Source organism: Pantoea sp. X-Soil-ISGK-259, from assembly GCF_059730705.1.
The window spans coordinates 3,386,083-3,404,632 of the sequence record NZ_AP035986.1; the positions used below are offsets into that span (position 1 = coordinate 3,386,083).

Annotated in this window: 16 protein-coding genes; 9 read left to right on the forward strand and 7 right to left on the reverse strand. The window is 56.5% G+C overall.

The annotated features are described in order from the left end of the window. Positions 1-61 precede the first annotated feature (61 nt). Complete coding sequence (gene prfC / locus AC6I77_RS16085; protein WP_105099925.1) at positions 62-1,648, reverse strand: peptide chain release factor 3; 1,587 nt, start codon at positions 1,646-1,648, stop codon at positions 62-64. Positions 1,649-1,956: 308 nt separating this feature from the next. On the opposite strand from prfC, the gene AC6I77_RS16090 reads away from it, so the two are divergent. The 7 genes from AC6I77_RS16090 to AC6I77_RS16120 all read left to right on the forward strand — a co-directional run bounded on the left by AC6I77_RS16090 (position 1,957) and on the right by AC6I77_RS16120 (position 7,157). Beyond that, positions 1,957-2,808, forward strand: a complete 852-nt coding sequence (locus AC6I77_RS16090; RefSeq protein ID WP_039659345.1) for a MurR/RpiR family transcriptional regulator — start codon at positions 1,957-1,959, stop codon at positions 2,806-2,808. 250 nt (positions 2,809-3,058) lie between these two features. Then, a complete protein-coding gene (locus tag AC6I77_RS16095; protein ID WP_008925710.1) occupies positions 3,059-3,886 on the forward strand; it encodes a transporter substrate-binding domain-containing protein in 828 nt (275 codons plus the stop codon). A gap of 3 nt (positions 3,887-3,889) precedes the next feature. After that, positions 3,890-4,519, forward strand: coding sequence for a DUF1989 domain-containing protein (locus AC6I77_RS16100; RefSeq protein ID WP_033761428.1), 630 nt, complete (start codon positions 3,890-3,892; stop codon positions 4,517-4,519). Then, positions 4,503-5,150, forward strand: coding sequence for an urea carboxylase-associated family protein (locus AC6I77_RS16105; RefSeq protein ID WP_033761425.1), 648 nt, complete (start codon positions 4,503-4,505; stop codon positions 5,148-5,150). Before AC6I77_RS16100 ends, AC6I77_RS16105 begins: the two co-directional genes overlap by 17 nt. Positions 5,151-5,156: 6 nt before the next feature. Further along, positions 5,157-5,807: an amino acid ABC transporter permease gene (locus tag AC6I77_RS16110; protein ID WP_497817142.1), complete on the forward strand. Its 651-nt coding sequence runs from the start codon at positions 5,157-5,159 to the stop codon at positions 5,805-5,807. Next, the gene (locus AC6I77_RS16115; RefSeq protein WP_033743155.1) at positions 5,807-6,472 is read left to right on the forward strand and encodes an amino acid ABC transporter permease; all 666 of its coding nucleotides are present in this window, start codon (positions 5,807-5,809) and stop codon (positions 6,470-6,472) included. Before AC6I77_RS16110 ends, AC6I77_RS16115 begins: the two co-directional genes overlap by 1 nt. Before the next feature lie 13 nt (positions 6,473-6,485). After that, entirely contained in the window at positions 6,486-7,157 is a 672-nt protein-coding gene (locus tag AC6I77_RS16120; RefSeq protein ID WP_039659350.1) for a DUF1989 domain-containing protein, read from the forward strand. Between the two features lie 44 nt (positions 7,158-7,201). Here the strand turns inward: AC6I77_RS16120 and AC6I77_RS16125 are convergent, their stop codons facing one another. From AC6I77_RS16125 to AC6I77_RS16135, 3 genes are read right to left on the reverse strand one after another with little or no spacing between them, the layout of a single operon-like run. Continuing rightward, positions 7,202-8,305, reverse strand: coding sequence for a M20 peptidase aminoacylase family protein (locus AC6I77_RS16125; RefSeq protein WP_008925715.1), 1,104 nt, complete (start codon positions 8,303-8,305; stop codon positions 7,202-7,204). 4 nt (positions 8,306-8,309) lie between these two features. After that, a complete protein-coding gene (locus AC6I77_RS16130) occupies positions 8,310-8,783 on the reverse strand; it encodes a YjiG family protein (RefSeq protein WP_003848518.1) in 474 nt (157 codons plus the stop codon). Continuing rightward, positions 8,773-9,441, reverse strand: coding sequence for a nucleoside recognition domain-containing protein (locus AC6I77_RS16135; protein WP_078804972.1), 669 nt, complete (start codon positions 9,439-9,441; stop codon positions 8,773-8,775). The genes AC6I77_RS16130 and AC6I77_RS16135 overlap by 11 nt, the downstream gene beginning before the upstream one ends. Before the next feature lie 488 nt (positions 9,442-9,929). Here AC6I77_RS16135 and ftnA point away from each other — a divergent pair, with 488 nt between their 5' ends. Continuing rightward, on the forward strand, positions 9,930-10,436 hold the full coding sequence (gene ftnA, locus AC6I77_RS16140; RefSeq protein WP_003848509.1) for a non-heme ferritin: 507 nt from the start codon (positions 9,930-9,932) through the stop codon (positions 10,434-10,436). A gap of 60 nt (positions 10,437-10,496) precedes the next feature. Here the strand turns inward: ftnA and AC6I77_RS16145 are convergent, their stop codons facing one another. After that, positions 10,497-12,860 carry a glycoside hydrolase family 31 protein gene (locus AC6I77_RS16145; RefSeq protein ID WP_312041413.1) on the reverse strand — a complete coding sequence of 788 codons (2,364 nt, stop codon included), beginning with the start codon at positions 12,858-12,860 and terminating at the stop codon, positions 10,497-10,499. 10 nt (positions 12,861-12,870) lie between these two features. Continuing rightward, the gene (locus tag AC6I77_RS16150; protein ID WP_003848505.1) at positions 12,871-14,181 is read right to left on the reverse strand and encodes an MFS transporter; all 1,311 of its coding nucleotides are present in this window, start codon (positions 14,179-14,181) and stop codon (positions 12,871-12,873) included. 223 nt (positions 14,182-14,404) lie between these two features. Here AC6I77_RS16150 and AC6I77_RS16155 point away from each other — a divergent pair, with 223 nt between their 5' ends. Beyond that, positions 14,405-15,469: a LacI family DNA-binding transcriptional regulator gene (locus AC6I77_RS16155; protein WP_003848500.1), complete on the forward strand. Its 1,065-nt coding sequence runs from the start codon at positions 14,405-14,407 to the stop codon at positions 15,467-15,469. Between the two features lie 41 nt (positions 15,470-15,510). Here AC6I77_RS16155 and AC6I77_RS16160 read toward each other — a convergent pair whose 3' ends face one another. Continuing rightward, positions 15,511-18,360, reverse strand: coding sequence for a bifunctional diguanylate cyclase/phosphodiesterase (locus AC6I77_RS16160; protein ID WP_008925718.1), 2,850 nt, complete (start codon positions 18,358-18,360; stop codon positions 15,511-15,513). Positions 18,361-18,550 lie beyond the last annotated feature (190 nt).

Sequence of the window (18,550 nt, forward strand, 5' to 3'; positions counted from 1 at the left end):
GAGGAGTCTGGAAGGGGGAAAACAGGGCCATTCCCAGCTGGAATGGCCCGGAAACAGGCGATTAGTGCTCGCGCGTTTTGCGGAAACGGACGTCAGGATAACGTTCCTGAGTAATATTAAGATTAACCATGGTTGGTGCGATATAAGTCAAATTATCACCGCCATCAAGCGCCAGGTTAACTTCATTCTTACGCTGGAAGTCATCAAACTTTTTAGCATCGTCGCATTCAACCCAGCGCGCCGTTGAGACGTTAATCGCTTCGTAAATGGCTTCAACGTTATATTCGCTTTTCAGACGTGCCACTACCACATCGAACTGCAGTACCCCGACCGCGCCAACAATCAGATCGTTGTTATGCACCGGACGGAACACCTGCACGGCACCCTCTTCCGACAGCTGAACCAGCCCTTTCAGCAGCTGTTTCTGCTTCAGTGGATCGCGCAGACGAATACGACGGAACAGTTCTGGCGCGAAGTTCGGAATACCGGTGAACTTCATGTTCTCACCCTGCGTGAAGGTGTCGCCAATCTGAATCGTGCCGTGGTTGTGCAGACCAATGATATCGCCGGGATAGGCTTCCTCAACGTGTGAACGGTCGCCCGCCATAAAGGTCAGGGCGTCTGAGATCACCACATCTTTGCCGGTACGCACCTGACGCAGCTTCATCCCTTTTTCATATTTACCGGAAACCACGCGCATAAAGGCCACACGGTCGCGGTGTTTCGGGTCCATATTGGCCTGGATCTTAAACACGAAACCGCTGAACTTCTCTTCTTTCGCTTCTACCCTGCGGGTGTCGGTGTCACGCGGCATCGGACGTGGCGCCCACTCAACCAGTCCGTCCAGCATATGGTCAACGCCAAAGTTACCCAGCGCGGTGCCGAAGAAGACAGGTGAGAGTTTGCCGCTCAGGAAAGCTTCCTGCTCAAATTCGTGCGAGGCGCCCTGCACCAGCTCCAGCTCTTCACGCAGCTGTGCGGCCAGCTCTTCACCGACGGCAGTGTCGAGATCCGGATTATCCAGCCCCTTCACGATGCGGACATCCTGAATGGTGTGGCCTTTACCGGTCTGGTAGAGATAGGTCTCATCTTTGTAGAGGTGATAAACCCCTTTGAACAGCTTGCCGCAGCCGATAGGCCAGGTGATCGGTGCGCAGGCAATTTTCAGCTCGCTTTCCACCTCATCCAGCACTTCCATTGGATCGCGGATATCACGGTCAAGTTTGTTCATAAAGGTCAGGATCGGCGTATCGCGCAGACGGGTGACTTCCATCAGCTTACGGGTACGATCCTCGACGCCTTTCGCGGCATCAATCACCATCAGACAGCAGTCAACGGCGGTCAGCGTACGATAGGTATCTTCCGAGAAGTCTTCGTGACCTGGGGTATCCAGCAGGTTTACCAGGCTATCACGGTAAGGGAACTGCATCACCGAGGTGGTAATGGAGATACCACGCTGTTTCTCCATCTCCATCCAGTCCGACTTGGCGTGCTGGTTAGAGCCACGGCCTTTTACGGTACCGGCGGTCTGGATAGCCTGTCCGAACAGCAACACTTTTTCGGTAATGGTGGTTTTACCGGCATCCGGGTGCGAAATGATCGCGAAGGTGCGGCGGCGTGCCACCTCTTCTAAAAAGGGATTAGACATGGAATTCTTCTCAATAGGCAGCGCAACGTACTGGCGCTGCTGATAAATCACGGTGGCCGGCAGAACCTTACCGGCGGGTAAACGGTGCCAAAAACGATCTTTTATCGTTGGCGGGTCAGCGCGACGTTACATTGGCGTGAAGTCCGGTTACCTGGTCAGCTTTAAGGCGGCATAGCATACAATATTTTGCGCGCGGCGGCGAACAGCGGCGGAGGAAATTGTTGCCTGCCTGTGTGCAAAGGTCAAAACAGATGACAACCCGGCACACACTGTGCAGGATAAGGTTTTTCATTTTCAGGGAATCCCCCATGAGCGCCAAACCGGTCCCCCTCGAGGGCCGTATTCGACAATACTGGGATGAGCTTTCCCTTCACGAACAACGGCTGGCGGAGGTGCTGCTCGCGGCTCCCGGCCAGCTGGCGATGAATACTGCCACAGAACTGGCGCAGAGCGCAGGCGTCTCCAAAGCCACCGCTACCCGTTTTTTTCGTCATCTCGGCTATGAAAGCTACGAGGCGGCGCGTCGTCAGGCGCGCGAGATGCAGAACAGCGGATCGCCACTTTATCTGCACTCCGGCGTCAGCGCTTCCCCACTCGACAGCCTGATGCAGCAGCATCTTGAAAAAGAGATTGCCAATCTGGTCAATACCTTCCGCTCGCTGGATGGGGAAACACTACAGGCGTGCGTTGAGGCGATAGCCCAGGCGCGCCGCGTCGTGGTGCTGGGCTGGCGTCACAGTCAGACTATTGCTGCCCTGATTTATCGCAATCTGCTGCACGTTCATCCCGGCGTTACGCTACTACCACGCGCGGGCGATTCTCTGGCCGAACAGCTTGCGACGCTCGGCCCGCAGGATATGGCAATCTGCGTCGGTCTCCGCCGCCGTATGCCCGCGCTGGATACGGCAATGGCAGCACTCAGCGTGCAGCAGGTTCCCATGCTCTATCTCTCCGATGCGCTGGCGGGAAAACCTGCACGCCACGCGCGCTGGACACTGCGCTGCCATACCGATAGCACTCTGATTTTCGACAGCACGGTGGCGCTCTCCGGCGTCTGTAATCTGCTTTGCTCGCTGGTAGCACGCCATTCAGGTAAGGCCGGTAGCGAACGCCTTGCCGCAATTGAGGTGCTGCACCAGCAACTCGACGAGCTGGAATAGTGCGCTACGCTGACGCATTTTTGTTCATCTGACGCCCTGTAAAGGTGCGCCGCTGTCCGGCGTGCCAGCCCTCTTAACCTCCTCACAGAAACAAAAGAAAAATAAATATCATTATATGAAACGCACGTTTCTCACTGATTCTGTTTACAAAAGCAGGTAGCGCATCAGCCTTCTGCTTCATCACTGTTACAACGTGGCACAAAAACTGCTCAGGTACAGGTGACCTTCACCCATACCAGGGACCACCATAATGAAAAAAATCGCACTGCTTATCGCCGCACTGCTTGCCGTCAGTGCGGCGCAGGCTGATACGCTAACGGACATTAAAAGTGCCGGCAAAATCACGGTCGGCATCGACCCGACCTTCCCGCCCTATGAATACACCAGTGATAATGGCGAGGTCACCGGTTACAGCGTGGCCATCATGCGATCGTTTGCCGACGATCTCGGCGTGAAACTGGTGTTTCAGAAAACCGCCTTCAGCGGCATTCTTCCCGGTCTGATCTCAGGATCTTTTAACGCGGAAGGATCATCACTCAACGTCACCGCAGAGCGCGCGAAGAAAGTGCTGTTTACCGTGCCCTACAGCAAAACCGTTAACGGTGTCCTGATGCGTAAAAGCGACGCCGAAAAGATCAGCAAATCCGGACTCTCTCCTGAGCGCCTGTCAGGACTGCGTGGCGCAGTGAAGAGCGCCAGCGTGCCGGAGCAGTTGCTGAAAAGCTTCAATGAGGCGCTGAAGAAAGCGGGTAAACCGCCCATTACCATCATCAGTGTCGATACCCTGGATCAAACCGTCAGTACGCTGATGACAAAACGCGCTGACTTTGTGCTGGATGATATTGCGGTGCTGGCACCGATCGTGAAGAAGTATCCCGACAAATTAGTACAGGCCGGAGAAGTAGGCCCTTCGCAGTGGATGGCCTGGGCCACGCGTAAAGAGGATCTCAGCCTGAACAAGGCAATCAGTGATCATATTCTGGCCATGCAGCAGAGCGGTAAACTTGCTGCACTGCAGAAGCACTATCTCGGCACCACTTTTACCGTGCCCGCCACCAACTTCATTCCCGCGGAGTAAGCGATGAGCCCTCTCTCTTTCACCATACCCGCCGGGCACGGCCGCACTTTTCTGGTTCGTAAAGGCCAGCTGATTACCATCATCGACAGCGAGGGCCAGCAGGCTGCCGATTTCGTTGCGGTGAATGCAGCGAATCATGATGAGAAACTCTCGCCGGTGCATACCCGCCAGCATCTTCGCTCGCTTTTCTTCAGACCGGGGGATTCACTCTGGTCCAGCGAAAATCGGCCGCTGCTGCGCATCGTCTCCGACACCATTGGTATTCACGATGCCAACGTCCCGGCCTGCGATCGCACCCGTTTTAGTGTCGATTTCGGTGTGGAAGGCCATCGCAACTGCGTCGATAACCTGCTGGAAGGGATGAAGGCGCACGGCATCACCTATTACGCATTGCCGGAACCCTTCAACCTGTTTCAGAACGGCCCGGTGACGGCCGATGGCCGCATGGAAGTTACCGATCCCCACAGTCAGGCCGGTGACAGGATCGTCTTCGAGGCGCTGTGCGATCTCATCTGCGCCGTCTCATCCTGTCCTCAGGACATCATTCCCGGTAATGGCCTGCAGGTCACGCCGATCGCCATTGAGATCCATGACAGCGAACCTGCGGAGGTCACCCATGCTGCTTATGCGTGAAGGTTTTACAGAAGATGCACCGCGTTCGGTTGCCGCCCCGCTCACCGTCGCGGCGGGCAGTGTGGGTTCGATTCAGGTTCTGCGGGGCCAGCTGCTGCGCATCAGCGCGCTGGCACCGGGTGCTGTGGCATCGCTGTTCGGGTTCAGCCTTGTGGATCCGACGGTATGGCTCTCTGTTCATCACACCCGCGTATTCAGCAACAGTTATCTGCTCGGCTCCGGCATGCGCCTGGTAAACAATCGCCGCCGCCCGATGATGGTGCTGGGCAAAGATAGCGTAAAGCGCCATGACCTGCTGCTGCCCGCCTCAACGCGCGACTTCCTGGCCTCGCGGGGGTATCAGGATGAGGGGTGTGTGGAGGCAGTCAGTCGCGAGCTGTCGCGTCTCGGCATCCGGGCACCGAAGCTGCCAGACCCCATCAATCTCTTCATGCACGTCAGACTAACGCAGGCGGGAGAGATACTGCCCGAACCCAACCTGACCCGGGCTGGCGACGCGATTACCTGCCGCGTCACCATGGATATGCAGTTTGTCGTTTCTGCCTGCAATACCGGTATTGAGGGTAATGACCAGCCTGCGCCGCTTCGCCTTGCCGTTGCGGAAAATCTTTTCGATTTTAACGAGGATTAGTGGGTGATGGGGCTGAATGAACAGGTGGTCAGCGCTCTGCCCGAACTGGGACATGGTCTGCTGATGACGCTCTCACTCACGCTGCTGGCGGCGCTGCTTAGCCTTGTGATGGGCCAGCTTGGCTGTTTTCTTCAGCTGCGCCGCTTCTGGTTGTGGCGCTGCGCAGGCCGCCTCTATATCAGCCTGATGCGCGGCACTCCCGCCATCGTGCAGCTGTTTGTGGTCTTTTTCACCCTGCCACGTCTTGGTCTTGGTGGACATCCCATGCTGGCGGCGGTGATCGCCATTGGATTCAATAGTGGCGCTTACGTGGCAGAGATTCTGCGCGTGAATCAGAGCCTGATGACGCGCGGTCAGCGCGAAGCGGCACGCACACTGGGACTGAGCCGGTGGCTAACCTGGTGGTATGTAATCAACCCGCAGGTCGTGCGATCGAGCCTGCCGATGCTGGTGAGCGAATTTACTATTCTGCTCAAGACCACGCCACTGGCGTCGGTGGTGGCGCTTACCGAACTGACCTACGCCGGACAGATTGTGATCGCACGTACCTATGAGGCAACCCAGGTATTACTGCTGGTCGCGGCGGGCTATCTGTTAATCGCGCTGCCGCTGATGCGCATTGCCCGCCGGCTGGAACTCAGAGGGAAACGCCTATGATGGACTGGCAGGCGATTCTTACAGCACTGCCCTCACTGGGCGAGGGGATGGCGGTGACGCTGCAACTCTGCGCCGTCGCTGCATTATGCTCGTTATTGTGGGGCATCATTATGGCGATCGGTATGCTGCGCGCTCCCCATTTCTGGCGAAAGCTGTTGCGTTTATACAGTGCGCTAACCCAGGCGCTGCCGTTGCTGGTGGTGATCTATCTGCTCTATTTCGTGTTGCCAGACTATAACATCACCCTCAGCTCGCCGCAGGCAGGCGTGCTGGCGCTGACGCTCTACTACGCCCCTTACGTTGCCCAGGTTATACGCAGTGCGATTGAGACGCTGCCGCGCGGTCAGTGGGAGGCGTGTCGCGTGCTCGGGCTGAGCCGGATGGAGCAACTGCGTGATGTGGCACTTCCGCAGACGCTGCCACAGATGCTCTCCCCGCTGGTCGGGTTGCTCATCGGTCTGATCAAGGATTCCGCGCTGCTCTCCATCGTCTCAGTACAGGAGTTTATGTACGCAGCTAAGGAAGCGATCTCCGAGACCTATGCTCCGCTGGAGATCTACCTCACCGTAGCGCTCAGCTACTGGGCACTCAACAGCCTGCTCGACGGGCTGACCCGCCGCATTGAATTTCGCATGACGCGCTACCGGCGCACCTTGCCACATTAGTCAGGAGAATCTTATGTCAGCTGAATATCCGCAGCGCGATACGCTGCTTATCCCCGCGCGTCACGGTAAAGCCGTTTTACTGCGCAAAGGCGAAGCGGTGCAGGTCATTAATCTGCACGGCACACAGGTCGTGGATTGCTGGGCGTATAACGCAAACGACCTGACTGAATATATGTCGATGGAGGCGACACGCGTCTGGAACCAACGCCTCAATCCTCACGTTGGTGACAGTTTTATCACCAGCCAGCGCCATCCTATCCTGACGCTGGTTGCGGATACCTCGCCGGGCGTACACGACACCTTTATGGCAGCATGCGATGCACGCCGTTATGAGCTTCTGGGGTGTACCGAACCGCACCGAAACTGCCATGACAATCTGTTTGAGAGTATGGCGGCGCTGGGCGTAAAGCTGCCGCACGGCAATCTGGCGTCGTTTAATATCTTCATGAATATTCAGGTGCAGCCAGACGGCATGACGCTAAAAACGCTGCCGGTTGTGACGCGTCCGGGAGACTACATCATCCTTCGCGCCGAGATGGATTGCTATGTCGCCTTTTCCGCCTGCCCGCAGGATATCGTCAGCATTCAGGGGGCGGGCGACAATACCCCACGTGATGCGGAACTGCGTATTCTCACAGGAGGATTTCCGCAACCCCAACTGGCCGGACCGTGGGTGCCAGCCTGACAGAATGATGTTGCCCGCCGCAAGGAGACGGGCAACGTTAATCTCTATCCCAGCACCTTTCTGACACAGGCTTTAAAGATCTGCACGCCAATTTCCAGTGAGCTGAGATCAAAACGCATATCAGGATGATGCAGTCCTGGCGTCAGGTTGGTACCCAGCCCCCAGAAGCCCGCTTTCACACCCGGACGCTTCACCGGATAGTAGAAAAAGTCCTCGCTGCCCGGCGTGGTGCGGGTCGACAATGCGCCCTCTTCGCCCAGCACCTCGACGATGGCGGCGCGGATCACCGCCGTCGCCTCATCATCAATTTCGGCAGCGGGCATCTCTTTCAGCACGCGGACCTCAGCAGTGGCACCCAGTGCCGCCACGCTGTGAGTGATGGCACGCGTAACCTGCTCTTTCAGCAGCGTCATCGGCCCGTTCTCCTGCGAACGCAGATCCCAGACTACGCGCGCTTCATCCGGCACCGAGTTGGTGACACCCGCATCGCACAGGAAGCGAGTCGCTTTGACGCTCCAGGTCAGGCCGGGCGAAAGATGGATAGCGTTAACCGCCTGCACTGCCTGTACGGCCGCATCCAGCGCATTCACACCCAGATGCGGACGCGCCGCATGGGCGGGCTGGCCTTTGATGGTGGCTTCGAGCGTGCTGCAGGCGGAGTACAGTACCGCAGGCACCGCCTGGCCGACGACACACTCCTCCAGCGGACGCAGGTGGAAGCCAAGAATCATCTCCACATCATCCAGAGCGCCACCTTCGATCATTGCCAGCGCCCCGGCACCCAGCTCCTCGGCGGGCTGGAACAGGATCTTCAGCCGGCCACGTTTCACCGTGCCCTCCTGCAGCAGCGCCGTCGCCGCCGTCAGCACGACCGATGAGTGACCGTCGTGACCGCAGGTGTGACGCGCGCACGGCACGCCATCAATGATGTGACCCAGTGCATCCATATCCGCGCGCAGTGCCAGCACCGGACCCGGAACACCGCTGTCGATCTCCGCCACAATACCGGTGGTGTTATTGATGTTACGCGTTACCTTCAGGCCCGCTTTCTCCAGCTGGTCCGCGATATAAGCCGAGGTTTTCACCTCCTGAAAACCCAGCTCCGGAATTTCATGCAAATAGTGGTAATGCTCTAAAACCTCAGACACAGCGTTACTCCTGAATAAACAGACGCATAACAGACATTGCGATCAGCGCGTTAATGATGCTCACCAGCATCAGCAGCGGCCAGTATTTTTTGGGCACATCAGCCACGCCCAGCAGCCGCCCCATATATTGCAGCTGCGATCCCATCAGGAAAATTGCCGGGGCCAGAATCGTAATATCCGCACCGGTCAGCAGCCCTTTGGTCAGCAGGCTGACCGCGACACCCGTGCCTGCCGACGATGAGAGCCACGCGGTGAGCAGCACAGTAATCGCCTCACCCGGCAGACCAAACAGCCCCATCACCGGCGCAAAAACATGCCCGAGAAACTGCATGATGCCGAGCAGATTCAGCACCTCAGCCAGCACATACGCCATCACCACATTCGGCATGAGATTATGAATGGCGATGTGAAAGCCTTTACGCGCGCCGGTTACAAACACATCAAAGGGATTACTGCTGGTTGCGATTTTATTTTCCATCAGCGAAATCCTTTTTATAAACACTGTTTAACACAGCGCGCGTTATCGCCGCACCGACAAATTTAAGAACAAACATTAATAACAGCGGAATAATAATCGGCAGTGTCATGGAGGCGAACAGCGCTGAACCGATGGCGAAGTAATTATTGATTAACCCGGCACCGGAATATTGCCAGGCACTCATGACGACCACCTCTTTTTTGCTGATCTGCTTTTGATCAGCCATCTCTTTGGTTAATGCCGCGCCCGCATCAGTGCTTTGCAGGTCGGTGATTAACGCCAGACCGCAATGGCCAGGTAATCCCATCAGCGGTTTAAGCAAAGGTGTCAGCAACCGGTGCGCTGCGCGAATCGCGCCATAGTGGGTGAAGATTTCCAGCACGCCCAGCGCCAGCATCACCGTGGGCGTCAGCGACAGCGCAAACAGGAAACCCGCTTTGGCGCTGAGTCCGCCTGCGCCCAGAAAGGTGTTACTGGCGGGATCTTTCATGGTACCAAAGCTGCCGCCCAGAGTGGTGAAGTCGAACGCACCTAACCATGAAAGGCCCTCGACGTGATAAAACAGCCCTGAAAAAAACAGAATGGCAAAAATTAACGACACATAACTGCCTTTGGTCGCCGTCAGTTTCACCGGATTAACCACACTCTCGTCTGACATTTCTTTCTCCTGATAACTGCCTTGCCGCAAATTCCCTGGCATTGCAAATTTCAACGTTGGGAAGTGAGTTTCAAGCAGGATTTATGCCAGAGCAGTTGTAAACATGATTATTACTGTCTCGTCTGTCGCGATGGGACGTTTTATTCATGCCGGCTATATACTTTTCTCCGGAATAACGTTGCCATACCGCAACGTTATATTTTCGGGTCGTCATCAGAATGCGGTTATTTGACCTGTCGCTGCAGCGCCTGCACCAGCATGAACACCCCCGGTCGCACTATCATGGTGCTGATTACCCTGAATTAATTGGCCGGCAAAGTATGATGCAGGATGAGAATTGGTCGCATTCAATTTCCGAAATAATTCTATTTAAATCAATCAGATAAAATAGCTTATTTTGCCGAAAAGGCTTCACATTACGCACATGTTTGATGCATAATTCACCGACTTTACATCTGTATTTAACATCTTCTTAAAAGGACTCGGCCATGCTGACTGCTGAAATGACTGGGCGTTTAAACGACCAGCTGAACCTGGAATTTTTCTCTGCCAATCTTTATCTGCAAATGAGCGCCTGGTGCAGCGACAAAGGCTTTGAGGGTGCCGCTTCCTTCCTGAAGATGCATTCACGCGAAGAGATGCAGCACATGCAGCGTCTGTTTGACTACCTGAGCGATACTGGCGGCATGCCGGTGCTGGGCACCATTGCCGCACCACCCGTCGCCTTTACCTCGCTGAATGAAATTCTGCAGCAGGCGCTGGAGCATGAGCAGCTGATCACCAGCAAAATCAATGAGCTGGCCCACGCTGCTATGACTTCACAGGACTACTCTACTTTCAATTTCCTGCAGTGGTATGTGGCTGAGCAGCACGAAGAAGAGAAGCTGTTCAAAACTGTGCTGGATAAACTGGCGCTGGTCAGCAACAGCGGCAACGGTCTGTTCCTGGTCGATAAAGATCTGGGCCGCATGAGCACCGAGAATCACGCAGAATAATATTTATCGGCCCCTTTTCGGGGCCGATCTTATTTCCGTCTTGCTGACACTACTGCACCGCTATTCCAGCCGGTAACTTGCCGCTTTATCGCCATTCACCCACAGCTCACGATGTTCGCCTTCAGGCAATAACAGCGCGATCTCGCGCCAGGCGGGCTGGTAATCGCCACGTTTTTCCACCGTCAGGTCGATTCGGCTAGCGCTGCTGCACAATGTCCAGCTCAGCCACAGTGCATTGCCCTGCTGCCAGCCATGGCTCTCGCCATCATCATCAAACATTTCGCCCTGAGTCGTTATGCCTTCTGGTGCTGGCCACAGTTGCCACTGCCGTACCGTGTCGCGGCGGGCATCCGTCGTGGTTTCACATTCGCCCAGTGGGATGATCGCACCAGCCCGCACCAGCAATGGCAGCCGATCCAGCGGTGCATCCAGCGTGATGGTTTCGCCGCCCGCAAACGCTTTACCGCTGTGCCAGTCATACCAGCCCCCACGGTTACGCGGCAAATAGACATCGCGGCTGCGCGCGCCCTGCTCTACGACGCTGGCAACCAGCAGATCGCGACCCAGCATAAAGTCATCACACTCCTGATAAGTCTGCGGGTCCTGTTCATGATCGAGGAAGGTCGGACGCAGCATTGGCTCATCTTCTTCGCTCGCCTGCCACGCCAGGTTGTAAAGGTAAGGCATCAGGCGATAACGCAGGCGGATCGCCTCGCGGATCATCGGTGTCACTTCCGGATACATCCACGGCTCGTTCACCGTGTGATCGTCATTCCATGAATGGATGGTAAAACGCGGATGCATCACGCCATTCTGAACCCAGCGCACAAACAGCTCGGCATCAGGCTTATCGCCAGAGAAGCCGCCGACATCGTGTCCGACGTTAAACAGCCCGGACAGGCTCATGCCCAGCCCCATGCGGATGTTGTAGCGCAAAGTCTGCCAGCTGGTGCGATTATCGCCGCTCCAGGTCTGCACATAGCGTTGCATTCCGGCACAGCCGGAACGGGAGATCAGATAAGGGCGTTTGTCTGGCGCAAACTGCTGCTGGGCTTCCATCGAGGCGCGCATCATCAGCAGCGGCATTACCGGACGGATATGCTTGATAGCAATCGGCTGACCGAAACCGTGACAACGCGCTTCGCCATCCCACACCTCATATTCGTTGTTGTCGTTCCAGGTGGAATCGATGCCCTTTTCCAGCAGCTGTTGAGTCACATTCTCCTGCCACCAGCGCACCGCCTGCGGATGGGTGAAATCAAGGTGCGATCCCTCGTCATCCCAGAACACCGATCGCTCCGGGCGATCCTGCTCAGAGTCACGAATAAACAGCCCCTGTGATGCGACTTCCTGATAGCGAGGATGATCCTGCAGCAGACAGGGCTTGATGTTGGCCGCCAGCTTCATGCCGGCACGATGAAACGCGTCGCTCAGCGCATTGGGATTCGGGACTTTGTCGTAGTTCCAGTTGAAGACGTAGCGCTTGTTATTAATCGAGGTATAACCGGATGAGAGCTGGAACGAGTCGCAGGGAATCTCATGCTCGCGACACAGACGGATAAAGGATTGCAGCTGCTGCTGTGCGTCCGGCGCGTCGGTGTAATGCATGGTAGAACCGCTGTAACCCAGGCTCCACTTCGGCTGAAACAGCGTGCGTCCGGTGAGACGCACAAAAGCTTTGGTCACGTCGAGCAGCGTCGGGCCGAGCATCATGTAGTAATCGAGATCACCTGCCTCGGCGCGGTAACGGCGATAAGGCAGATGGTAGTTATCCAGCTCATTCCCCAGATCGAGCCAGCTGCTGCTGAGGTTGTCATAGAACAGGCCGAAGCTGACGCCATCGCGCTGCGTCAGGGTAAACGGAATATGTTTGTAGAGCGGGTCGGTGCTGGCGGCGTTGTAGCCCATGGCGTCGAGATTACGCATCTCAAAACGACGGTTAACGCGGTTCAGGTCGCCACTCTTCTCACCCAGACCATACACCCGATCCTGCGGCTGACGACGCTGATAGTGCTCGACCCCGTCACCGTGTGCATTCAGCAGATAAGCGCCGGTGTGCCGATCGGCTGTCAGGGGCTGCCAGCTCGCGCCGTCAAACTGCTCCCAGCTCAGGCAGAGCGGCTGATGCACGGTGACGCGCAACTGTTGCGTGCTGAGACGCAGTTGCTGCGCATCGTGCTCCACCTGAAACGTCGGTAATGTAAAACCATCCAGCGCCTCGCGGTCACGTCCCTCCCAGGGCACATCCTGACCGGGCGCAATACTCCAGGTGCGGTTCAGCGCCAGCTCACCGTCGCGTTTCAGCAGCACGCGCATCAGCTTTTCTTCCAGCACATAAAGCCGCAGGAAATGACGTTGTTCGACCTTGAGCTCAACAAAGTGATCGGCCTGCTGATGCAGCGTCCAGTTCTTCAGGGTTTTCATCGCGATATCCTTATGGGTTAGCAGGGCGCTGGCGGCGTTCGGCGATCAGCATCACCAGGAAAACGGCACCGATCAGGTCAAAAAAGCCCATCGCCACAAACAGCGGATTGAAGCCGATGGTATCGGCGGTGACACCGATAATCAGCGAGAAGATAAAACTGGCGATCCAGGCGCAGGAGCCGCGCATGCCGTTGACAGTGGCCATCTGGCGGCGATCAAAACGCTCGACCACCAGCGCACTCAGCATGCAGGAGATCACCTGATGACCAAAGCCACCAACGGAAATCAGGGCAATCGCCAGCCAGGGATCTTTCACCAGCGTCATCAGCGCCAGCGAAACCATCAGCAGGGCGCCGGTCACCGAACTGGCGACAATCGAGTTGACGCGGGTCATGCCAAACCAGCGCACATAGATTTTGGTCAGATAACCGCTGGCGACGCTGCCGAGGTCGGCAGCCAGGAATGGCAGCCAGGCGAACATCACGATCTGCTTGAGATCCATGCCGCGCTCATTGGCCAGATAGAGTGGCACCCAGAAGCTCAGCACCGCCCAGGCCGGTTCGGCCAGAAACGCAGGAATCGCAATGCCGTAGAATTTCTTCTCTTTACCAATCACTTTCAGCGCGGTGAAGAACGGCAGTTTTTCACCGATGGCTTCATTATCCTGATTAATAAAGGCACGCTCTTCATCAGAGAGACGAGGATGGCTCTCCGGCGAGTGATAGCCCCACCACCAGAGTCCCACCCACAGCAGGCCCAGGCCGCCGGTCAGCAGAAATGCGCCCTGCCAGCCAAAAGTAATATGCGCGACATAGATAATTGGGGGAGCCAGCATGGCACCAATCGAAAAGCCGACGCCCGCCCAGCCCGCCGCAACCGGACGCTCCTTTTTGGGAAACCAGTCACCAATCGCTTTGGCGTTAGCCGGTGTGGCCGCCGCTTCCGACGCACCCATGACGAAACGCAGCAGCGCCAGATGCAGCCAGCTTCCCGCACCGGCGTGCAGCAGACAGGTCACCGACCAGATAAGCGCGCAAATCAGGAACCCCATCTTCAGTCCGATCACATCGATCAGCCAGCCGCAAACAGGCTGAAACAGGGTGTAAGCCAGCTGAAACGCGGCGACCACCCAGGAGTACTGCTCGGTACTCATATGCAGACTGTTTTTCAGTTCCGGTGCCAGAATGCCGAGCGAGTTGCGGGTGATGTAGTTGACGGTCACACCCAGCAGGAACATTCCCAGCATCCACCAGCGTAAATTTTTAATCACGCGCACCGTGCGTGACGCACTGATGGGTTTCGTTGTTGATTCGAGGCTCATTGTGCCACTCCTGATTACCATTGATGACGCACACCGCCAGCTGGCGTACCGCGTGTCCTTTTCACGAACTTAGAAAAGTGCGAAACGTGGGTACAGCCACTTTTTTGCAACGATTTTCATGGCAGGCTTTAACCCGACAGAAATGGGCACTGAAACGCTTATCTGACGCGATTCAGCAGACTATGAAAAATTTTTCATTAGCAGATTTGAAGGCGATCACAGAATGAAACAAAGGCTGAAAGTGGGTGAAATTGCGGCACTGAGCGGCGTCTCGATCAGCACGGTGTCGCGCGTACTGGCGGGTAAAGCCAATACCCGACCCGCCACCCGCGATAAAGTGCTGGCCGTGGCACAGCAGCAGGGCGTGCTGACCAACCTGCATAGCGGTCGCCTGCTGCTGAATAACCTGATGGTCTTTGCCCCGCCCCGCGCCTTCGATGTACGCAGTGATATTTTTTATTACAAGGTCATTCAGGGGATCAGTCAGGCGGTGGAGCCGCATGAAGTGCGGCTGCGCTACTGCCCCCTGGAAGAGGTGGAAAGTGATGCGGCATTGTTTATCGATAAGATGCAGCAGACCGAAGCGGCGCTGCTGATTGGCATAGATGATGAGCATATTCATCAGCTGGCGGCAGAGATGAACAAACCCTGCGTGCTGATTAACGCCCGCGATCGTCGTATGCGCCTGCCCTCGGTCTCGCCGCATCATCAGCTGATCGGAGAGTTTTCAGCGCGTTATCTGTTTGAGCAGGGACACCGGCAAATTCTCTCGCTGCACTGCCTGCGCCGCTACACCATGGAGCAGCGACTTCAGGGCGTCCGGGACGCCTGGCACGCCATGAACCTGCGCTTTGACAGTCGTCAGCATCTGCTGACCCTCAACAGTTTCAGCAGCAATGAGGCAGCGGAACGGCTGGGTGAATATCTGCGCCATTGTCCTGATGCGCTCCGCCCTACGGCGATTCTCGCCAGCGGCGATTACATTGCAGCAGGTGCCGTCACGGCCCTGGAGCAGGCTGGTTTACGGGTACCGCAGGATATTTCGGTGATGAGCATGGATGGGTTTAACCTGGCCGCTATCCACGATATTCCGCTGACCTCCGTGCAGGTGCCGCGTGATGAGCTGGGTGCGGCGGCAGTGAGAATGCTGCAGGAGATGCGGCTGAATCCCGGTACGCCGACCGGCAGTCTGCTACTGAATGGCAGGCTGGTGGTGCGTGAGTCGGTGCGGCGCATCCGCGATAATCTCAGCCATGCGCCGGTCCAGCAGCATGGCCTTTATGATTGATCCAGCATTGATTATCCCAGCGTCGACTCATTCCGCGCGGGTTAACCCAGCGTTTTCAGCCGCAGTTCCGATGGCTGAGGCCGTCCAAACAGGAAGCCCTGGAACAGCGTACAGCCTTCGTCGCGCAGCTTAGCAAACTGCTCATCGCTCTCTACCCCTTCAGCGGTGATCTGGATATCCAGACTGCGGCTCATGCCGGTGATGGCGCGGATAATCGCCAGCGCCTCGCGACTGTCGCCCATATCGTTGATAAACGATTTGTCGATTTTAATTTTGTCGAACGGGAAAGAGCGCAGATAGCTCAGCGACGAATAGCCGGTGCCGAAATCATCCAGCGCAATCTGTACGCCCAGCGCCTTGAGATTTTGCAACGTCCGGATGTTTCCCAGTGAGTCATCCAGCAGCACCGATTCGGTAATCTCGACTTCCAGCCGCGCCGGATCGAGACCCGACTCCTTCAGCGCGCCTTCCACCACCGGCACCAGCGAGCTGTTTTTAAACTGCAGCGGAGAGAGGTTGACCGAAACCGACTGCTCCCCTTCCCAGCTCGCCGCTTCACGACAGGCTTCATAGAGTGCAAACGCCCCCAGCATATGAATCAGGCCGGTCTCTTCTGCAATCGGGATGAAGTCATTAGGCATGATCAAGCCACGAATCGGATGATGCCAGCGCATCAGCGCCTCGTAGCCAATAATGGTGTGATGATCGCCGTTGGTGATGGGCTGATAGTAGAGTCGAAGGTGTCCGCCACTGATCGCATCACGCAGATCGTTTTCAATCAGGCGCCGACTGCGCGCCACATCATCCATCTCCAGCGTAAAGTGTTCATAACGATTGCGGCCATTGCGCTTGGCTTCATACAGCGCCATGTCAGCACAGCGCAGCAGCTGCTCCGGCGTATTAGTGATGGTGGTGCTAAGCGCAATGCCCACGCTCAGCCCCACCGACAGATTATGGCCTTCAATGTTAACCGGTGGACGAATCGCCTCGATCAGGCGCTGAGCTACTGCGCTCGCCTCATCATTACCGGCGACGTGAGGCAGCACGATGGCGAACTCATCGCCACCAATACGCGCCAGCGTATCCTGATCACGCAGCGCGTTGCGCAGACGCTTAGCCACGCTGCGCAACAGCTCATCGCCAATCTGGTGACCCAGCGCATCGTTCACATTTTTAAAGTTATCAAGGTCAAGGCAGAGCGCAGCAGTCTGGCGTTGCATCTGTCCAGCGGTGCGTAAGGCTTCGCTCAGACGCTGGCGGAACAAAATGCGGTTAGGCAGGCTGGTCAGGTTGTCATGATGCGCCATATGGTGAATTCGGGCATCGGCTGCGCGCTGGTCGGTGACATCTTCCACTAGCAGCATTAAGTAGTTACGACGTGCATCCTGACCATTAATCGCGGTCGCGCGGGTATGCAGGATACGCTCGCCGCTGGCGGTCATCAGCAGTTGCTCACGCTCATGCATGCCCTCACTGCGCAGCGCAACATCGGCCAGATTATTGAAGTAGTCACTGAGTTCAGGGGACATGCATTCGTGCGGGCGCTTGTTGACGATCAGTGATTTCGACAGGCCGAACAGCTGCTGAGTGCGGTCGTTAACCAGCAGAATTTCACGTGTGATCGCATCTTCCACAATCACGCAGGAGGGGATGTTGGCAATGATGTTATCGAGAAATTTGGACAGCGCGGTTTTCTGAGTGCTCTGAGCTTCAGCCAGATCGCGGGCGCGCAGAATCTGCTGCTCCTGCTCACGGCGTTCGGTGCGATCACGCGTGATTTTGGCGAAACCGACCAGCTTACCGTCATCATCGTGGATGGCGTCGATCACCACATGCGCCCAGAAAGCGCTGCCATCTTTGCGGTAACGCCAGCCCTCATCTTCAAAGCGGCCAGTTTTGAGCGCGATACCGAGGTTAGCTTCCGGCGTCCGGTTCAGCCGCTCATGGGAACTGTAGAACAGTGAGAAGTGCTGACCGACCACTTCTTCTGCCTTATATCCTTTGGCGCGCTCGGCACCGGCATTCCAGTTCACCACCACGCCGTCGACGTCGAGCATATAGATGGCGTAATCAGTGACGCCCTCTACCAGCAGACGGAAACGCTGCTCCTGCTCCCGCTGCTCACTGCGAATGCGCTGCTGTTCGGTGCAGTCGCGGGTGATTTTGGCGTAGCCCAACAATTGGCCCTGATCGTCGCGGATCGTGTCGATCACGACATGCGCCCAGAAGGCGCTGCCATCTTTGCGATAGCGCCAGCCCTCATCCTCAAAACGGCCGGTGCGATACGCGGTTTGCAGGTTCTGCTCCGGGACATGGTTCAGCCGATCCTGCGCGCTGTAAAAGCGGGAGAAATGCTGACCAACGATCTCTTCCGCCACATAGCCTTTGGCCCGCTGTGCACCCGCGTTCCAGTTCACCACGTTGCCGTCATGATCGAGCATGTAGATGGCGTAATCGGTGACGCCCTCCACCAGCAGACGGAAGCGCGACTCCTGCTCCCGCTCTTTGTGTTGCTGCTCCTGCTGCCGGGTACAATCACGGCAGATAGCGGCGAATCCGACCAGCCGGGCCACTTCATTGCGGATCGGATAGATCACCACATGCGCCCAGAAGGTGCTGCCATCTTTACGACAGCGCCAGCCTTCGGTTTCAAACCGTCCGGCGTTCGCCGCAATATCGAGTTCACGCTGCAGCTGACCGCGACGACGATCCTCTTCGTTGTAAAACAGGGTGGCGTGCTGACCAATAATTTCGTCTGGCCTGTAACCCAGGACGTGCAGGCCTCCGCCGTTCCAGCTGGCGACGGTTCCGTCCGGTTTAAGCATGGTGATCGCATAATCGATCACGCTTTGTACCAGCATGCGATAGATGACATCAGAGTTATTATCCATTGTTATTTGCCTGCTGCTCGATAGCCGGGTAGTGGCTTAGGAATGTTCTTAATAAACTGGCCGAGACTAAAGCGGAAAAGGTCTGCAAACACAAGCGCATTAAGAAGAATAACTAATATTAGCAGGTGATATATCGGCAGCGGCGGACAAATATTCAATGGAATGACAACAGAATTAGGCCCATGGCATT

What these genes read in the sequence shown, in the direction of transcription:
- AC6I77_RS16110 (WP_497817142.1), top strand. Translation starts at nt 5,157, where the DNA reads ATGGGGCTGAATGAACAGGTGGTCAGCGCTCTGCCCGAACTGGGACAT.
- AC6I77_RS16135 (WP_078804972.1), bottom strand. Translation starts at nt 9,441, where the DNA reads ATGTCAGACGAGAGTGTGGTTAATCCGGTGAAACTGACGGCGACCAAA.
- AC6I77_RS16155 (WP_003848500.1), top strand. Translation starts at nt 14,405, where the DNA reads ATGAAACAAAGGCTGAAAGTGGGTGAAATTGCGGCACTGAGCGGCGTC.
- AC6I77_RS16095 (WP_008925710.1), top strand. Translation starts at nt 3,059, where the DNA reads ATGAAAAAAATCGCACTGCTTATCGCCGCACTGCTTGCCGTCAGTGCG.
- AC6I77_RS16090 (WP_039659345.1), top strand. Translation starts at nt 1,957, where the DNA reads ATGAGCGCCAAACCGGTCCCCCTCGAGGGCCGTATTCGACAATACTGG.
- prfC (WP_105099925.1), bottom strand. Translation starts at nt 1,648, where the DNA reads ATGTCTAATCCCTTTTTAGAAGAGGTGGCACGCCGCCGCACCTTCGCG.
- AC6I77_RS16145 (WP_312041413.1), bottom strand. Translation starts at nt 12,860, where the DNA reads ATGAAAACCCTGAAGAACTGGACGCTGCATCAGCAGGCCGATCACTTT.
- AC6I77_RS16150 (WP_003848505.1), bottom strand. Translation starts at nt 14,181, where the DNA reads ATGAGCCTCGAATCAACAACGAAACCCATCAGTGCGTCACGCACGGTG.
- AC6I77_RS16100 (WP_033761428.1), top strand. Translation starts at nt 3,890, where the DNA reads ATGAGCCCTCTCTCTTTCACCATACCCGCCGGGCACGGCCGCACTTTT.
- AC6I77_RS16105 (WP_033761425.1), top strand. Translation starts at nt 4,503, where the DNA reads ATGCTGCTTATGCGTGAAGGTTTTACAGAAGATGCACCGCGTTCGGTT.
- AC6I77_RS16115 (WP_033743155.1), top strand. Translation starts at nt 5,807, where the DNA reads ATGGACTGGCAGGCGATTCTTACAGCACTGCCCTCACTGGGCGAGGGG.
- AC6I77_RS16120 (WP_039659350.1), top strand. Translation starts at nt 6,486, where the DNA reads ATGTCAGCTGAATATCCGCAGCGCGATACGCTGCTTATCCCCGCGCGT.
- AC6I77_RS16130 (WP_003848518.1), bottom strand. Translation starts at nt 8,783, where the DNA reads ATGGAAAATAAAATCGCAACCAGCAGTAATCCCTTTGATGTGTTTGTA.
- ftnA (WP_003848509.1), top strand. Translation starts at nt 9,930, where the DNA reads ATGCTGACTGCTGAAATGACTGGGCGTTTAAACGACCAGCTGAACCTG.
- AC6I77_RS16160 (WP_008925718.1), bottom strand. Translation starts at nt 18,360, where the DNA reads ATGGATAATAACTCTGATGTCATCTATCGCATGCTGGTACAAAGCGTG.